This is a genomic window from Kitasatospora sp. NPDC057965 (assembly GCF_042887135.1).
Lineage (GTDB): Bacteria > Actinomycetota > Actinomycetes > Streptomycetales > Streptomycetaceae > Kitasatospora.
Window position 1 is genome coordinate 21,599 of record NZ_JBHVPZ010000009.1, and the last position, 13,528, is coordinate 35,126.

11 protein-coding genes and 1 pseudogene are annotated in these 13,528 nt (G+C 75.0%); 5 read left to right on the forward strand and 7 right to left on the reverse strand.

Features of this window, described 5'->3' with window-relative positions; translation table 11 throughout:
- The gene (locus ACFVVU_RS13565) at positions 1 to 1,149 is read left to right on the forward strand and encodes a FecCD family ABC transporter permease (protein WP_387789848.1); all 1,149 of its coding nucleotides are present in this window, start codon (positions 1 to 3) and stop codon (positions 1,147 to 1,149) included.
- Positions 1,146 to 1,931, forward strand: a pseudogene (locus tag ACFVVU_RS13570) (ABC transporter ATP-binding protein); the annotation flags it as partial. The gene ACFVVU_RS13565 and the pseudogene ACFVVU_RS13570, both read left to right, overlap by 4 nt.
- A gap of 203 nt (positions 1,932 to 2,134) precedes the next feature.
- On the opposite strand, the gene ACFVVU_RS13575 reads toward ACFVVU_RS13570, so the two are convergent.
- The 4 genes from ACFVVU_RS13575 to ACFVVU_RS13590 form a co-directional block, all read right to left on the reverse strand.
- On the reverse strand, positions 2,135 to 3,157 hold the full coding sequence (locus ACFVVU_RS13575; protein WP_380679406.1) for an L-tyrosine/L-tryptophan isonitrile synthase family protein: 1,023 nt from the start codon (positions 3,155 to 3,157) through the stop codon (positions 2,135 to 2,137).
- Between the two features lie 132 nt (positions 3,158 to 3,289).
- The gene (locus tag ACFVVU_RS13580) at positions 3,290 to 4,651 is read right to left on the reverse strand and encodes a cytochrome P450 (protein ID WP_380679409.1); all 1,362 of its coding nucleotides are present in this window, start codon (positions 4,649 to 4,651) and stop codon (positions 3,290 to 3,292) included.
- Between the two features lie 55 nt (positions 4,652 to 4,706).
- Positions 4,707 to 6,173 (reverse strand): MFS transporter, encoded by a 1,467-nt coding sequence (locus ACFVVU_RS13585; RefSeq protein ID WP_380679412.1) that lies wholly within the window; start codon positions 6,171 to 6,173, stop codon positions 4,707 to 4,709.
- Positions 6,174 to 6,504: 331 nt separating this feature from the next.
- Complete coding sequence (locus ACFVVU_RS13590) at positions 6,505 to 7,092, reverse strand: sigma-70 family RNA polymerase sigma factor (RefSeq protein WP_387789850.1); 588 nt, start codon at positions 7,090 to 7,092, stop codon at positions 6,505 to 6,507.
- A gap of 55 nt (positions 7,093 to 7,147) precedes the next feature.
- Here ACFVVU_RS13590 and ACFVVU_RS13595 point away from each other — a divergent pair, with 55 nt between their 5' ends.
- Entirely contained in the window at positions 7,148 to 7,459 is a 312-nt protein-coding gene (locus ACFVVU_RS13595; RefSeq protein ID WP_387789852.1) for a zf-HC2 domain-containing protein, read from the forward strand.
- A gap of 400 nt (positions 7,460 to 7,859) precedes the next feature.
- Here the strand turns inward: ACFVVU_RS13595 and ACFVVU_RS13600 are convergent, their stop codons facing one another.
- Positions 7,860 to 8,744, reverse strand: a complete 885-nt coding sequence (locus ACFVVU_RS13600) for a hypothetical protein (protein WP_387789854.1) — start codon at positions 8,742 to 8,744, stop codon at positions 7,860 to 7,862.
- A 358-nt stretch (positions 8,745 to 9,102) separates the two neighbouring features.
- Between ACFVVU_RS13600 and ACFVVU_RS13605 the strand changes: the two genes are divergently transcribed.
- A complete protein-coding gene (locus tag ACFVVU_RS13605) occupies positions 9,103 to 10,428 on the forward strand; it encodes a cytochrome P450 (protein ID WP_387789856.1) in 1,326 nt (441 codons plus the stop codon).
- Here ACFVVU_RS13605 and ACFVVU_RS13610 read toward each other — a convergent pair.
- Complete coding sequence (locus ACFVVU_RS13610; protein ID WP_387789858.1) at positions 10,418 to 11,194, reverse strand: MBL fold metallo-hydrolase; 777 nt, start codon at positions 11,192 to 11,194, stop codon at positions 10,418 to 10,420. The two genes, ACFVVU_RS13605 and ACFVVU_RS13610, sit on opposite strands and share 11 nt — an antisense overlap.
- Before the next feature lie 70 nt (positions 11,195 to 11,264).
- Between ACFVVU_RS13610 and ACFVVU_RS13615 the strand changes: the two genes are divergently transcribed.
- Positions 11,265 to 12,758 carry a CoA transferase gene (locus ACFVVU_RS13615; protein ID WP_387789860.1) on the forward strand — a complete coding sequence of 498 codons (1,494 nt, stop codon included), beginning with the start codon at positions 11,265 to 11,267 and terminating at the stop codon, positions 12,756 to 12,758.
- Between the two features lie 81 nt (positions 12,759 to 12,839).
- Here ACFVVU_RS13615 and ACFVVU_RS13620 read toward each other — a convergent pair whose 3' ends face one another.
- Entirely contained in the window at positions 12,840 to 13,439 is a 600-nt protein-coding gene (locus ACFVVU_RS13620; RefSeq protein WP_380679430.1) for an HdeD family acid-resistance protein, read from the reverse strand.
- Positions 13,440 to 13,528: the final 89 nt, after the last annotated feature.

Consider the following 13,528-nt stretch of genomic DNA (forward strand, 5'->3'; position numbering starts at 1 on the left):
ATGGCCAGGGCCACCACCCCCGCGACCGCCGCCACGGCCGCCGCGGAGCCGTCGGCCGAGGACGTCGGCGGGGCGGCCGGCGGCACCGCCTTACGGCGCAAGCGCGTGCGGGCGCTGCGTGCCGGACCGCTCGCCGCCGTGCTCACCGTCGCCCTGGTCGTCGCGCTGACCGCCGCCGTCTCGCTCGGCGCGGTGGACATCCCGCCCGGCGAGGTGTGGAGGGTGGTCGGCCGCCGGATCACCGGGCAGCACCCGGCGCCCGGCACCCGGGACCTCATCATCTGGCAACTGCGCGTGCCGCGCGCCCTGTTGGCGGCCGTGGTCGGGGCCGGGCTGGGCGTGGTCGGCACCGCCGTCCAGGCCCTGGTCCGCAATCCGCTCGCCGATCCGTTCCTGCTCGGCATCTCCTCCGGTGCCTCGCTCGGCGCGGTCGGCGTGATCGTGCTCGGCAGCGGCCTCGGCCTGTCGCTGACCATCGGCGGCATCGCCGGGATCACCGTCTCGGTGGCCGCCTTCCTCGGCGCGCTCGCCGCGTTCTCGCTGGTGTGGGTGCTGGCCCGGCGCGGCGGAGGATTCTCCCCCTTGCGTCTGGTGCTGGCCGGCATCGGCATCGGCCAGTTCCTCACCGGCCTCACCAGCTACCTCGTGCTGCAGACCGGCGACGAGCAGCAGACCCGGGGCGTGCTGTTCTGGCTGATGGGCAGCCTGAGCGGCGCCACCTGGAGCCAACTCGCCGTCCCCGCCGCCGCCGTGGTCCTCGGCGCGGTCCTGCTCCAGGGCCGCGCCCGCGGGCTGAACGCCATGCTCATGGGCGACGAGACGGCCGCCGGCCTCGGCATCGACGTCGCCCGGCTGCGCCGCGAGATCTTCGCCGTCACCAGCGTGCTCACCGGGGTGCTGGTCGCCGTCTCCGGGGCGATCGGCTTCGTCGGGCTGATGGTCCCGCACGTGTGCCGGATGCTGGTCGGCGGCGACCACCGCCGGCTGCTGCCGCTGTCCGCCCTCACCGGCGCGGTGCTGCTGGTGGTCGTCGACCTGCTCGCCCGCACCGCGCTGGACGGCCAGGAGGTGCCGATCGGCGTGGTGACCGCCCTGCTCGGCGCGCCCACCCTGCTCTACCTGCTGGACCGACGACTGGAGCGGAATTGAGAATCGCCGTCGAAGACGTGAGCGTCGCCCTCGCCGGGCGGACGGTGGTGGCCGGGGTCCACCTGGTCGCCAAGGAGGGCGAGATCGCCGGCCTGGTCGGTCCCAACGGCAGCGGCAAGTCCAGCCTGCTGCGCACCGTGTACCGGCATCTGCGGCCGAGCGCGGGGCGGGTGCTGCTGGCCGGGCGGGAGCTGTCCGAGCTGAGCCCGGCGCAGTCCGCCCGGCACATCGGGGCGCTGCCCCAGGAGCGCGGCGGGGACTTCGAGTTGACCGTCCGCGAGGTGGTCGCGATGGGCCGCACCCCCTACAAGCGGGCCTTCGCCAAGGACGACGCCGAGGACCACCGGCTGGTCGGCGAGGCGCTGGAGCGGGTCGGCATGGCGCACGCGCCGGACCGCCGGTTCGCCCAGCTCTCCGGCGGCGAGCGCCAACGCGTGCTGCTGGCACGGGCGTTGGCCCAGCAGCCGGACGTCCTGGTGCTGGACGAGCCGACCAACCACCTGGACGTCCGGCACCAGGTGGAGCTGCTCGCGCTGCTGCGCGAACAGCGCCGCACCACGCTGGTCGCGCTGCACGACCTCAACGCGGCGGCCTCGGTGTGCGACCGGCTGCACGTGCTGCACCGCGGCACCCTGGTGGCCTCGGGCGAGCCGCGCGAGGTGCTGACCCCGGAACTGCTCGCCGAGGTGTTCGGCGTCCGAGCGGCGGTGGTCGAACACCCGCTCACGGGTGATCCGTTGATCGCGTTCGACCACCGCACGCCGGCCGGCGCACCGGTCCCGGGGCTGCCGGGAGCGGGCGCTCGGGATTCAGCGGCGGCCCCGGGACGTGACGTGCCGGCCGTGGACGTACCCGGCGTGGAACTGCCGGACGTGGACGGACCGGCCGTGGACGTCCCGGGGGAGGGTGCACCGCTGTCCGGGGCGGGGGCGCTCCGGGGGTCCTCCGGACTCCCGGTCACCGCCGCCCCGGCCTCCGTGGAACGTCAGGAGGTCTCGTAGTGGCTGGGGCGGCCGTTGCGCTCGACCAGGCGGCCGACCTCGGCGGCCTGCTCGCTGCGCAGCAGCTCCCATCCGCCGTCCTGGCGGTGCAGCACCGAGGAGTGCCACGGCGTCATCCACATGTCCGCGTGCTCCAGCAGCCGGATGCCGAACTTCAGCACGCCGACCTTCTGGGGGTGGATGGAGAGCCGGAACGAGCGGGGGTGCTGCTCGGCGATGAGGTCGCCCCAGGCGCGGCTGCGCTGGATGACGCCGTAGGCGCGCTGACGGCAGTCCTTCTGCAGGGCGGACTTGGTGCCGGTCCAGCCGAAGGTGTCCTCGGTGAGGAAGCGGGTGATGCCGCGATAGAGCTTGGCGGTCTCCTCGTCGGTCAGCACCTGCTCGCGCAGCTCCTCCTTGGTGGGCGCGTACTGCGCGTGCACCCGGGCGCGCTTCTCGTCGAACGGCAGGTCGCCGAGGACGGCCCGCAGGTCGAAGGTGTCGAGGTGGGACAGGCCCTCGCGCTCGATCAGCGCGGACAACTCGTCGGAGTACTGGTCGATGTGGTCGTCGGGCACGTGGATGAGGTCGCCGAAGATGTGGCCGTCGGAGCAGATCAGGATCTTGGCGCCGGGCTCGTAGAGCTTGCCGATCTCCTGGGCGAGGCCGTTGAGGAAGGTGAGCGAGAGCCGCTCGCCCTCGTCGGGCAGGTGGCCGAGCACCTTGGCGAGGTTGGGGGACTTGCAGGGGAACCCGGGGAGGGTGAACAGGATCGGGTCCCCGGCCGTGATGAAGTCGGCCAACTGCTCCATCTGGAGGGGGAATTCTGCGGGTGTGGCGGCGACCTCGGGATCGGAGGCGCGGCGGTGCGGGAGCAGCAGGTCGAGGATCTCGGCGGACAGCCGGGCCACGGTCTGCTGGTCGGGGACGGTGTACCCGGTGGTGGTCTGCACGGTGGTCACGGTGCTCTCGTTGCTGTCGGCCTGGGAGTTGCTGGAGTCAGTGGCGACGGCGCCGGCGCGCGGCATGGTGGTCCTCCATGGAACGGTGAACGGGCTTCGGGCAGGCGGAGCCACGCCCCGGCGGTGTACGCCGGGACGCTGTGGTGGATGCAGGGAGATGCGTGGGTGCCCCTTCGCGGGTGCTCGGATCCGCGGTGCTCAGATCCGCCGGTCGTAGGCGACCGGGAGCCGGTTGACGCCACGGGCCAGCACCGCGGGCACCCAGGCGAGCGCGTCGATGCGCTCGTCGTCGGCCACGGAGGGGCGCAGCCCGGGCAGCCGGGTGAGCAGGGTGGCGATGGCGATCTGCAGCTCGGCCCGGGCCAGGGCGGCGCCGGGGCAGAAGTGGATGCCGTGGCCGAAGGCGAGGTGGGCGTTGGGGGAGCGGTCGAAGTTCAGGACGTCGGTGTCCGTGAACTGTTCTTCGTCGCGGTTGGCGGCGCCGAGCGAGACGATCACCGAGTCACCGGCCGGGACGACGGTGCCGTGCAGGTCGCTGTCCTCGGCGAAGAAGCGCCAGGTGGTGAGTTCGAACGCGCCGTCGTAGCGCAGCAGTTCCTCGATCGCCCGGGGGAGCAGGCCCGCTTCCCCGCCGGCCGTGGCGGGGTCGAGGCTGCTGCGCAGTCGGTCGAGCTGCTCCGGGTGGCGCAGCAGGGTGATCAGCATGGTGGTGATCTGGTTGGTGACCGGCTCCTGGCCGGCGACCAGCAGCTGGAACACCATCGAGTCGAGCTCCTCGGGGCTCAACTCGCCGGTGTCGCAAGCGGTGACGAGCCGGCCGAGCAGGTCCACGTCGGGCCCTGCGGGGTCGTAGGTGGCGCGCTTGTGCGCGACCACGTCGGCGATGTAGGTCTGCAGGCCGCGCAGGCGGCCCTCGTACGCCGGTCGGCCCGGGTCCTGCGGGCCGACCGGTTGCACCACCTTGCCCCAGTCGCGGTCGAACTTGACCGCCAACTCCTGCGGAAGGCCGATCACTTCGGCCAGCACCCGGAAGGGGTAGTGGGCCGCGAAGCCGTCCACCAGGTCGGTTCCGCCGGCCGGCGCGGTCGGCGGCAGCTCGTCGATCAGGGTGTCGGCGAGCTCCTGGATGCGCGGGCGCAGCGCCTCCACCCGGCGCGGTGAGAAGGCGTCCAGGACGAGCTTGCGCATCGTGGTGTGCTTCGGCGGGTCCTGGTGCAGCAGGTGCACCTGGAGCTGCGAGTGCTGCGGTTCGGGCATGATCGAGGCCAGCCGGCGCCAGTCCTCGTTGCCGAGCTCGTGGTTCTTGCCGAGCCGGGGGTCGTTGAGCGCCTCGTGTGCGGCCTTGTAGCCGGTGACGAGCCAGGCGCCGACGCCGCTGGGGAAGGTCACCCGGTGGACCGGGCCGGCGGCCCGCATCTGCCGGTACAGGGGGTAGGGATCGCTCTTGTACTCAGGCCCGAACAGCGGCACGGGATCGGGGAGTTCGTCGTATCCGAACGGGCAGCGTGGCCCGTCGGGCGCCTCGCCCGCCGCGGTCGGGTCGTGGACGGTGTCGGTCATTGCGAATGTTCCTCCGGTGTGGATCTGTGGTGTGCAGGCCGGCCTTGACGGCGCGTCAGGCCGGGCTGCCGATCGTCCGGTCGTTCTCGGTGGCGCTGGTGGTGCCGTCGGTGCTCTCGGTACGGTCGGTGGTCTTGGTGTGCTTGTCGGAAGTGCGGTGATGCAGGGTCAGCAGGGCCACGGCGATGGTGGCGGCGAGTCCGGCGAGAGTGAGGCCGGCCCGCACGCCGGCGATCTCGGTGGCGCCGTACAGGGTGGCGGCGGTGCCCAGGGCGGGGCCGAGCGCGAAGCCGAGGCTGCGGGAGAGCTGGACGGCCGAGCCGGCGGTGGCGAGCTGGTCCGGCGGGGCCGAGGTCATCACAAGGGCCTGGACCGGGCCGCCGTTGAGGCCCATGCCGACGCCGGCCACGGCGAGGCGCCAGGCGATGTCGGGGGAGGACCAGTCGGTGTCCACCGGGACGAGCAGCAGCAGGCCGAGGGCGGTCACGGCGGCGCCGGTCAGCGCCGTCGGGCGGGCGCCCCAGCGGTCCGCGAGCCGCCCGCCGAAGCGGCCGGCCACCACCATGCCGAGCGGGAACGCCAGCATGGTGAGCGCGGTGGCGGTGGCGCTCTCGCCGTCCTCCCGGCGCAGGTACTGGGCGAGCAGGAAGTGGTTGGCGGCGAAGCCGGCGGCGAGCGCCAGCACCGAGCCGTTCACGGCGGCGGTGCCCGAGGCGCGCATCACGGTGGCGACCGGGCGCCCGCCGGGGCGGCGCAGCCAGAACAGCACCAGCGGGACGGCGGGCAGCGCGAGCAGCAGCCAGAGCGGGGCGTCGGGGGCGAGGGTGAGGCCGAGCAGGACGGCGGCGATCGCCGAGCCGATCAGCGCGGCGTCGCCGAGCGAACCGCGGTCGGGCAGCCGCAGCCGCCCGCCGCCGCGCGGGGCGTCGCGGCGGGCGATCAGCCAGGCGGCCAGGCAGATCGGCAGCTTGACCAGGAAGATCGCCCGCCAGCCGACGTGGTCCAGCAGCAGGCCGCCGATCACCGGGCCGAGCACGGCGCCGAGCGGGCCCAGGGTGGCGGGCACGCTCATCGCCCGTCCGCGCAGCTCCGGGCGGACGGCGGTGGCGGCGAGCACCGGCATGAGCACGAACAGCACGGCGCCGAAGGCGCCCTGGGCGAGGCGGGCGGCGATCAGCCAGCTCGCCCAGGGGGCGGCGGCGGCCAGTGCGCTGCAGAGCGCGAAGCAGCCCACGGACAGCAGGAGGGCGGCGCGCAGGCCGACCTGGTCCAGCCACCGCCCGGCGGGCAGCAGCAGGGCGACCAGGGGGAGCTGGTAGCCGAGCACGGCCCACTGGGCGGTGGTGGGGGAGACGTCGAGGGCGTTCGCGATGTCCGTGAGCGCGAGGTTGACGACGTTCATGTCGAGCATCGCGACGAAGGAGATCAGTCCTGCGGCGAAGACCAGGCTCCACCGGTCCACCGGCGTCCCGGCCGGGCCGTCACCCGGTGTGCTGGTGGCGGGCGACTGCTGCGTTGCCATGGGTCATCCTCCGTTCCCCCGTGCTGTCCGGACACCACCTCGGCGGCGGCGTCCGGTACAGCAGTCGGAGGTATCCGGGCCCGAGTTCCGAACAGGTGGGGGATTTTTGCGGCTTGGCCGGATCATGACGACAGTGGCCGATCTTGCCCGCCCGTCCGGAGGGGGCTCCGGGGCGCCCGGCGGACGGGCCGGCGGGCCGGTGGGCAGCTGACGACTGACAGCTGACAGATTTCAGATGACAGATAACAGCTGACAGATATTGAAATCTGTCAGCTGTTATCTGTCAGTCGTCAGTCGTCAGTCGTCAGTCGTCCGCCGGACCGGCGCCGCCTCAGCTGACGGCGGCCAGTTCGGCCGGCGAGGCCGGGGCCGGCTCCCCGGCCTCGGCCGCCCGCAGCCGGGCTATCAGCTCCTCCCGTGCCCGGGCCACCCGGGAGCGGACGGTGCCGACCGGGCAGCCGGCCACCTCGGCGGCCTCGGCGTAGCTCAGGCCGACGACCTGGGTCAGCACGAAGGCCTCGCGCCGCTGGGCGGGCACCCGGTCCAGCAGGTCGCCGAGCGCCACGCCGTCCTCGAAGCCCGCGGTGGGCGCGGTGCCCTGCCGCTCGGCGGCCTCCTGCCAGTCCGGCAGCGCGGCGCAGCGCGGCCGGGCGGCGGCGGTGCGGTAGCGGTCGATGACGGTGCGCCGGGCGATGGACAGCAGCCAGGTGCGGGCGGAGGAGCGTCCGGCGAACCCGGGCAGGCTGCGCAGGGCCCGCAGAAAGGTCTCCTGGGCGAGGTCGTCCGCGGACTGCACGTCGGTGAGGTGGGCGACGAAGCGCCACACGTCCCGCTGGGTGGCCCGGACGAAGGCCTCGACGTCGGCGGACCGGCCCTCGCGGGCGGCCAGCGCGAGCGCGGTCAGCTGCTCGTCATCCACGACGGCCCCCCACCCGGTCGGTCCCACCTGGGAGGAGGTACGGGACGATGGTCATATGAGATGCGCGCAACTCCGTACCGCTCTGTCCGCCCGCCTCGACGGCGAACCGGCCGGTGTGCCGGACCGCCGGCTGGACAAGCACGTCGCGCGGTGCGCGGCCTGCCGGGAGTGGCTGGAGCGGGCGGAGCGACTGCGCGGGCCGCGGCTCGCGGACCCGGCCGACGGGCCGTCCGCGGACTGGACGGCGAAGCTCCTCGCGCGCCTCGGCGCGCAGGACCCGGGCGTGGCCGGCGGCCCCGGAGGGGTCGATGGCGGTGGAGCCGGAGAGGGCCGCCCCGGGCAGGGGGACGGCGGACGGACGCGGTAGGACGGTGGCGCCGGGCAGGGCCGGTGCGCCGTCGAAGTCAGGCATGAAGGGATCCTGAGGGGAGGACGGGGTGCGGTGCCGTTGCGGACGGCACCGTCGGCGTCGGTGGGCGGCCGCGCGGCCTCGGCCCCGACCGGCGGAGCGGCGGGGAGGGTCGGCACACGCGGGCCCGGGCCCCGGCGGCGGCCTCCATCGGTACCGCCGGCTTCCCGGACCCCGGCGCACCGGCCGTCCACGCCGGACCACGGCCACCCCGAGGGAGGGACGGCGGCAGTGGTGCGCGGTCGGTCGGCGGTCGTCCGGGGACGGGCGGCGGTACCCGGCGGCGCGGCTGCGGCGCGGGGCGACCTGCCCACCGCGCGGCGGACACCGGCGGTGTCCGGGAACGGCGGCGGGCGCGTCAGCGGGCGAACGCGGCCGAGGGAGGTCCGCGACGGACCAGGGCGTGCGAAAGCAGGACCGACCGCGCCCGCCGGGCCCGGTGGCCGTCGGGTCCGGGCGAGTCCGGCGGCCGGTAGCCCGCCGGACGGGTGAACAGGACGAGCAGCGGCGCCAGTAGCGCCCCCGCCAGCACCGAGCCCAGCGCGCCGAGCAGTTCGAACAGCCGCACCAGCGCCGTCTCGCCGCGCCAGAGCAACAGCGCGCAGGCCAGCGCGGCGAGCACGTGGGCGGCGACCATGCCGGGCGACATGCCGTGCGCGGCCATGTCGTGGCCCCCCATGCCACCCATGCCGCCCATCCCGCTCATACCGTGGCCGGTCATCCCGGACACGGCCGCGGACCCGGAACCGGACCCGGAGCCCGGCAGCGGCACACCGGCGGTGGACGCGAGGTCCGTGGTCGCCGCCGCGCCGTGCGTGTGGGCGACGGCCACGGCGCCGGACGGCGGGACGTCCGGATCCAGCCCGGCCATCAGTGCCAGGTCGTCCGACGACAGCCCGGTGGGCGTCGTGTCCGGATTGCACAGCAGCAGCGAGGCCCAGTCCGTCGGCTGCGCGCCGGCGAACCCGCCTCCTCCGAACAGTGAGCCCGCCTGTTCGAACGTCAGGTGCAGCGCCGTCTGCGCGGCCACCATCCAGCAGCTGATCACCGCGAGCCCCCGCCGCCGGCCGGCCAGCAGCCAGGTGAGGCCGAGGGTCAGACCGAACGCGCCCGTCAGGACCGGGAGCGAGACCCCGGAACCGGCCATGGCGACGTGCGCCGTGGCGGCCAGCGCCACGCAGAGCGCGGCGAAGACCACGGCGCGCAGCGAGCGGATCCGGTCGGTCATCACGATGACACTCATCGTCGCACCCGCCTCCGTCGACCTGTACCGCGCCCTCCGGTATTGGCCGGTTCCGCCCCTGTCCGGGCATGTCCGGCCGCCTCGGGCCCGGGCCGTCGGGGCAAGCCGTTCGGGCACCCGCACTGTCGGGGGCAGGTGGGGGCGCTGGTGGGGGCGGTGACGCTGCGGTGGCCGGATCCCGGCGGTGCGCGAGCGACCGTCGTGACGGCGTGTGCCGGACTGGTCCCGGAAGATGCTCTTCACACCGTCATATCGGTTTGACACGTCCGTGCTGATACGTACTGAATGTGACGCCACGAATGTGACGTCGCACACACGGGCACCCATGGCGACCACCGACGGCGACAGGAGACCCGGTATGGACACCAGCGCACCCGAGACCGACACCGGTCCCGCCGCTCCGGCGGCCCCGGCCGTCCCCGTCACCCTGCCCGGCCCCGCCGCTCCGCCCGCCGCCGTCGACCTCCCCGACCTCCCCGACCTCGCCGACCCGGCGTTCTGGCGGCTGCCCGACCGGGCCCGCGCCGCCGCCTTTGCCGAACTGCGCCGTCTGCCCGCCCCGGCCCGCTTCGGCGCCGCCCCGGGCTTCCACGCCCTCGTCCGGCACGCCGACGTCGTCGAGGCCAGCCGCAACCCCGCCGTCTTCCTCAGCGGACCCGGTGTCACCACCCCCGAACCGGCCCGCTGGGTCCGCCTCCTGTTCGGCGACTCCATGGTGAACCTGGACGACCCCCGGCACGCCCAGCTGCGCCGCATCGTCTCCCGGGCCTTCACCCCGCGCCTGATCTCCCGGGTCGAGGACGACATCCGGCTGGTCGCCGCCGAGCTGGTCGACCGGGTCGAACGCGAGCGCCCTGCGGACTTCGTCAACGCCGTGGCCGCCGAACTCCCCTTCCGGGTGATCTGCAACATGATGGGCATCCCGGAGGAGCCCCGCCGCGCCATCCTCGACCAGGTCGACCACGCCTCCGAGCACACCGGCGTCGACCGCCCGCTGCGCCAGCGGATCCGGATGCCCGGACGCGGGCTGCGGGCCCTGGCCCGGATGCAGGGCATGGTCGCCGACCTCGGCCGCGAACGCCGCCGCCGGCCCACCGACGACCTGATCTCCGCCCTGGTCACCGCCGATGTCGACGGCCGCCGCCTCTCCGGCCGCGAACTCGGCGCCTTCTTCTCCCTGCTGCTCGTTGCCGGTGTCGAGACCACCCGCAACGCCCTCGCGCACGGCCTGCACCTGCTCACCGTCCACCCCGAGCAGCGTGCCCTGCTCCTCGGCGACCTCGACGGGCACCTCGGCGGCGCGGTGGACGAGATCGTCCGCCACGCCACGCCGATCATCCAGTTCCGCCGCACCCTGGCCGTCGACCACCGGCTCGGCGGCCCCGACGGCCCGCTGCTGCGGGCGGGCGAGAAGGTGGTGCTCTACTACGGCTCCGCCAACCGCGACGAGACCGTCTTCAGCGACCCAGAGGCCTTCGACATCACCCGCAGCCCCAACCCCCACCTGGGCTTCGGCGGCGGCGGGCCGCACTACTGCCTCGGCGCGCACCTCGCCCGGCAGGAGATGAAGGTGCTCTACCGGGAGCTGTTCACCCGGCTCCCCGAGGTGCGCTCGGTCGGCGAGCCGGAGTTCGTCCCGTCCAGCTTCGACCACCGGATCCGCGCGCTCTGCTTCACCTTCTGAACGTCCCGAGCGAGCCCTTGTCCGCGTCGCTCCACTCCGGCTCGGTCGGTTCCCCCGGCTCCCAGACCGCGTGGTCGTGGGCGAACAGCACCCGGCGCGGGCCGGACGCCGTCAGCCGGTCCAGCCAGGCCGGGTACCCGGGCAGCGGCGCGCCGACCGCCCCCTCCCGGGCCGCCCGCCGCGCCAGCACCGCCGAGCCGTAGCCGGACGCCGTGTCGAACGCCTGCCCGGCCAGCACGGTGCAGCCGTCCGGCCCGGTGACCACCAGTGACTGGTGACCGGGGGTGTGACCGGGCGTCGGCACCACCCGCACGCCCGGCCACACCTCCGCCTCGCCGTCCAGCTCCCGGTGGCGGACTCCCGGGAAGTCCACCAGCGCGTCGATCGTGTACCCGCCCGCCCGGGCCGCCGCCGGCTCCGCCGCCTGCGTCCACACCGGCACGCCGGCCAGCAGCGGATTGCCGCCGCAGTGGTCGAAGTGCAGATGGCAGTTGACGACCACGTCCACCTCGCCCGCCGCCACACCCGCCGCCGCCAGTGCCGCCGTCAGCGGCCGCCGCACCGGGCGGTAGCGCGCGTCCGCCTCCGGATCGCCCTCGCCGAGGCCGGTGTCGAACAGCAGCAGCCCCTCCGGCCGGCGCACCAGGTACGCCAGCACCGGTTCCACCCGGGGCTCCGGACCGCCCGCCTCCTCGGCCGGGCGGACGAAGTAGCCGAGGTCGAGCCGCCGGATCGAGGGCGTCCGATCGGAGCGGAGCCTGGCCATGCGGGTCCTCCTGAGGGGTGCGGTGGCGGACATCACTGCGCCTACCCACCATGCGGAGCACAATGCGCACATGACCGACCGTCCGCTCCCCGCACCGACCGGCCCCGACGACGTGCGGTCCTCCGCCACCGATGCGCCCACCGCCGGCGGCCCCGGCGTCGACATCCCCGGTGTCGACAACCCAGCCGTCGACGGTCCCACCGCCGATGCCTGGCGCGCCCTCGGCGGGCCGACCGCGCTGCTGGAGCGGGTCTCCTTCCACGGCCCCGACGCGGTGCTGCCCTCGCGGCTGCCCGTGCGGCGGCTGGCCCGGGCCACCGTGGCCGCCTGCTCGCTGGCCGCCGCCGAACTCGCCGCACTGCGCTCCGCCGGCCCCGGCCCCGGCCCCGGACCCGTGCCGCAGGTGCGGATCGACCAGGGCGCGGTCGCCACCGCCTTCGTCAGCGAACGCCACCTGCGGATCGACGGCCGCGCCCCGGTCTCCTTCGCGCCGCTCTCCGGCTTCTGGCCGACGGTCGACGGCTGGCTGCGCACCCACGCCAACTACCCCCACCACCGCGAGCGGCTGCTCACCGCCCTCGGCCTGCCCGAGGACACCGGCCCCGACCGGCTCGCCGCCGTGCTGCGCGAACTGCCGGCCGCGACCGTCCAGGAGCGCGCGTACGCGGCGGGAGCGCTCGCCGTCGCGGTCGCGCCGGTCAGGGACACCACGCTCCCGCTGGTCGAGGTCCGCGCCGTCGACGACACCGCGCCCCGGCCGCTGGAACCCGCCCCCGTTGGCCGGCCCGCCGCCGGGATCCGCGTCCTCGACCTCACCCGGGTCATCGCCGGACCGGTCGCCACCCGCACCCTCGCGCTGCTCGGCGCCGAGGTGCTGCGCATCGACTCGCCGCGGCTGCCCGAGGCCGAGGACGCCCACGCCGACACCGGCTTCGGCAAGCGCTCCGCCCGCCTCGACCTCGCCGAGCGCGCCGACCGGGCCGCCTTCGAGGACCTGCTCGCCACCACCGACGTCGTCGTCACAGCCTACCGCCCCGGCGCGCTGGACGTGTACGGGCTGGCGCCCGACGCCCTGTCCGCCCGCCGCCCCGGCCTGGTCGTCGCCCAGCTGAACGCCTGGGGCTGGACCGGCCCGTGGGCCGGACGGCGCGGCTTCGACAGCCTGGTCCAGGCCGGCTGCGGCATCGCCGCCACCGAGGCCGGCGCCGACGGCCGCCCCGGCGCCCTGCCCGCCCAGGCCCTCGACCACGGCACCGGCTACCTCGTCGCGGCCGGCGTGCTGCGCGCCCTCACCGACCAGCGCACCGTCCGGCCCGGCGGGCGCCACCTGCGCTACTCGCTGGCCGGCACGGCCTCCTGGCTGCTGCACGGCATCGCGCCCACCGCCGACCCGCACCTGCCGCCCAACGCCGAGCCCTACGACCCCGCCCGGTGGCTCACCGAGACCGACACGCCGTACGGCCGGCTCCGGCACGCGCTGCCGCCTATCGGCTACGCGGGCGCCCCGGCCGGCTGGGAGCGCCCGCCGGGGCGCTGGGGCGCGGACGAGCCGCGCTGGCGCTGAGAACCGGGACTGAGAACCGGGACTGAGAACCGGCGCCGAGGACCGGCGCTGACAGCCGGGGCCGACGTCGCGCCGACGCGTTCAGACGCCGGAGGGGATCTGCCGGGCGGTTCGGCGCACCTGGAAGGCCGTCGCGATCTCGATCAGTCCGAGGATCACCAGCCAGCAGCCGGCCAGCACGGTCAGCGCGGTGATCGAACCGGCCGGGAAGACCATCAGCAGCACACCGGCCAGCGTGTTCGCCCCGCCCGCGAACGCCTGCCAGCCGCGGGCCGGCATGGTCGGGTCCGAGGCGGCGGCGGCGAGCTGGGTGATGCCGCGGAACAGCCAGCCGATGCCGATCCAGATCGCGAGCAGCAGCACCGACTGCGCCGCGCTGCGGAAGCACAGCAGGCCGAGCAGCACACAGATCGCCCCGCTGATGAACGCCAGCACCCGCATCGCGGTGGTGGCGTGCGTACCGAACGAGGCGACCAGCTGCACGATGCCGATGACCAGCAGGTAGAGGCCGAACAGCACGCCGACCACCAGCAGCGTCTCCTCCGGCCAGACGAACACGACGATCCCGAGGCCGAGCGAGACGAGTCCGGCGACCAGCAGGACCTGCCAGGCGGCCTTGGCCAGCAGCCCGAGCGGGCCCTGCACGGGGGAGCCGTCGGGGGTGATGATCGGGGAGACCACGGTGACGTCCTCCAGGGGAGCGTGCAGCGGAGCGGGCGCCCGGGCGTGCGAGCGGACACCCTCGGCGTGCGGGCGGGTGGGTGCTCCTC

Bases quoted from the DNA above. Each gene is read 5' to 3' on its own strand.
- ACFVVU_RS13565 (WP_387789848.1), top strand. From the start codon at position 1: ATGGCCAGGGCCACCACCCCCGCGACCGCCGCCACGGCCGCCGCGGAG.
- ACFVVU_RS13575 (WP_380679406.1), bottom strand. From the start codon at position 3,157: ATGCCGCGCGCCGGCGCCGTCGCCACTGACTCCAGCAACTCCCAGGCC.
- ACFVVU_RS13580 (WP_380679409.1), bottom strand. From the start codon at position 4,651: ATGACCGACACCGTCCACGACCCGACCGCGGCGGGCGAGGCGCCCGAC.
- ACFVVU_RS13585 (WP_380679412.1), bottom strand. From the start codon at position 6,173: ATGGCAACGCAGCAGTCGCCCGCCACCAGCACACCGGGTGACGGCCCG.
- ACFVVU_RS13595 (WP_387789852.1), top strand. From the start codon at position 7,148: ATGAGATGCGCGCAACTCCGTACCGCTCTGTCCGCCCGCCTCGACGGC.
- ACFVVU_RS13600 (WP_387789854.1), bottom strand. From the start codon at position 8,744: ATGAGTGTCATCGTGATGACCGACCGGATCCGCTCGCTGCGCGCCGTG.
- ACFVVU_RS13605 (WP_387789856.1), top strand. From the start codon at position 9,103: ATGGACACCAGCGCACCCGAGACCGACACCGGTCCCGCCGCTCCGGCG.
- ACFVVU_RS13610 (WP_387789858.1), bottom strand. From the start codon at position 11,194: ATGGCCAGGCTCCGCTCCGATCGGACGCCCTCGATCCGGCGGCTCGAC.
- ACFVVU_RS13615 (WP_387789860.1), top strand. From the start codon at position 11,265: ATGACCGACCGTCCGCTCCCCGCACCGACCGGCCCCGACGACGTGCGG.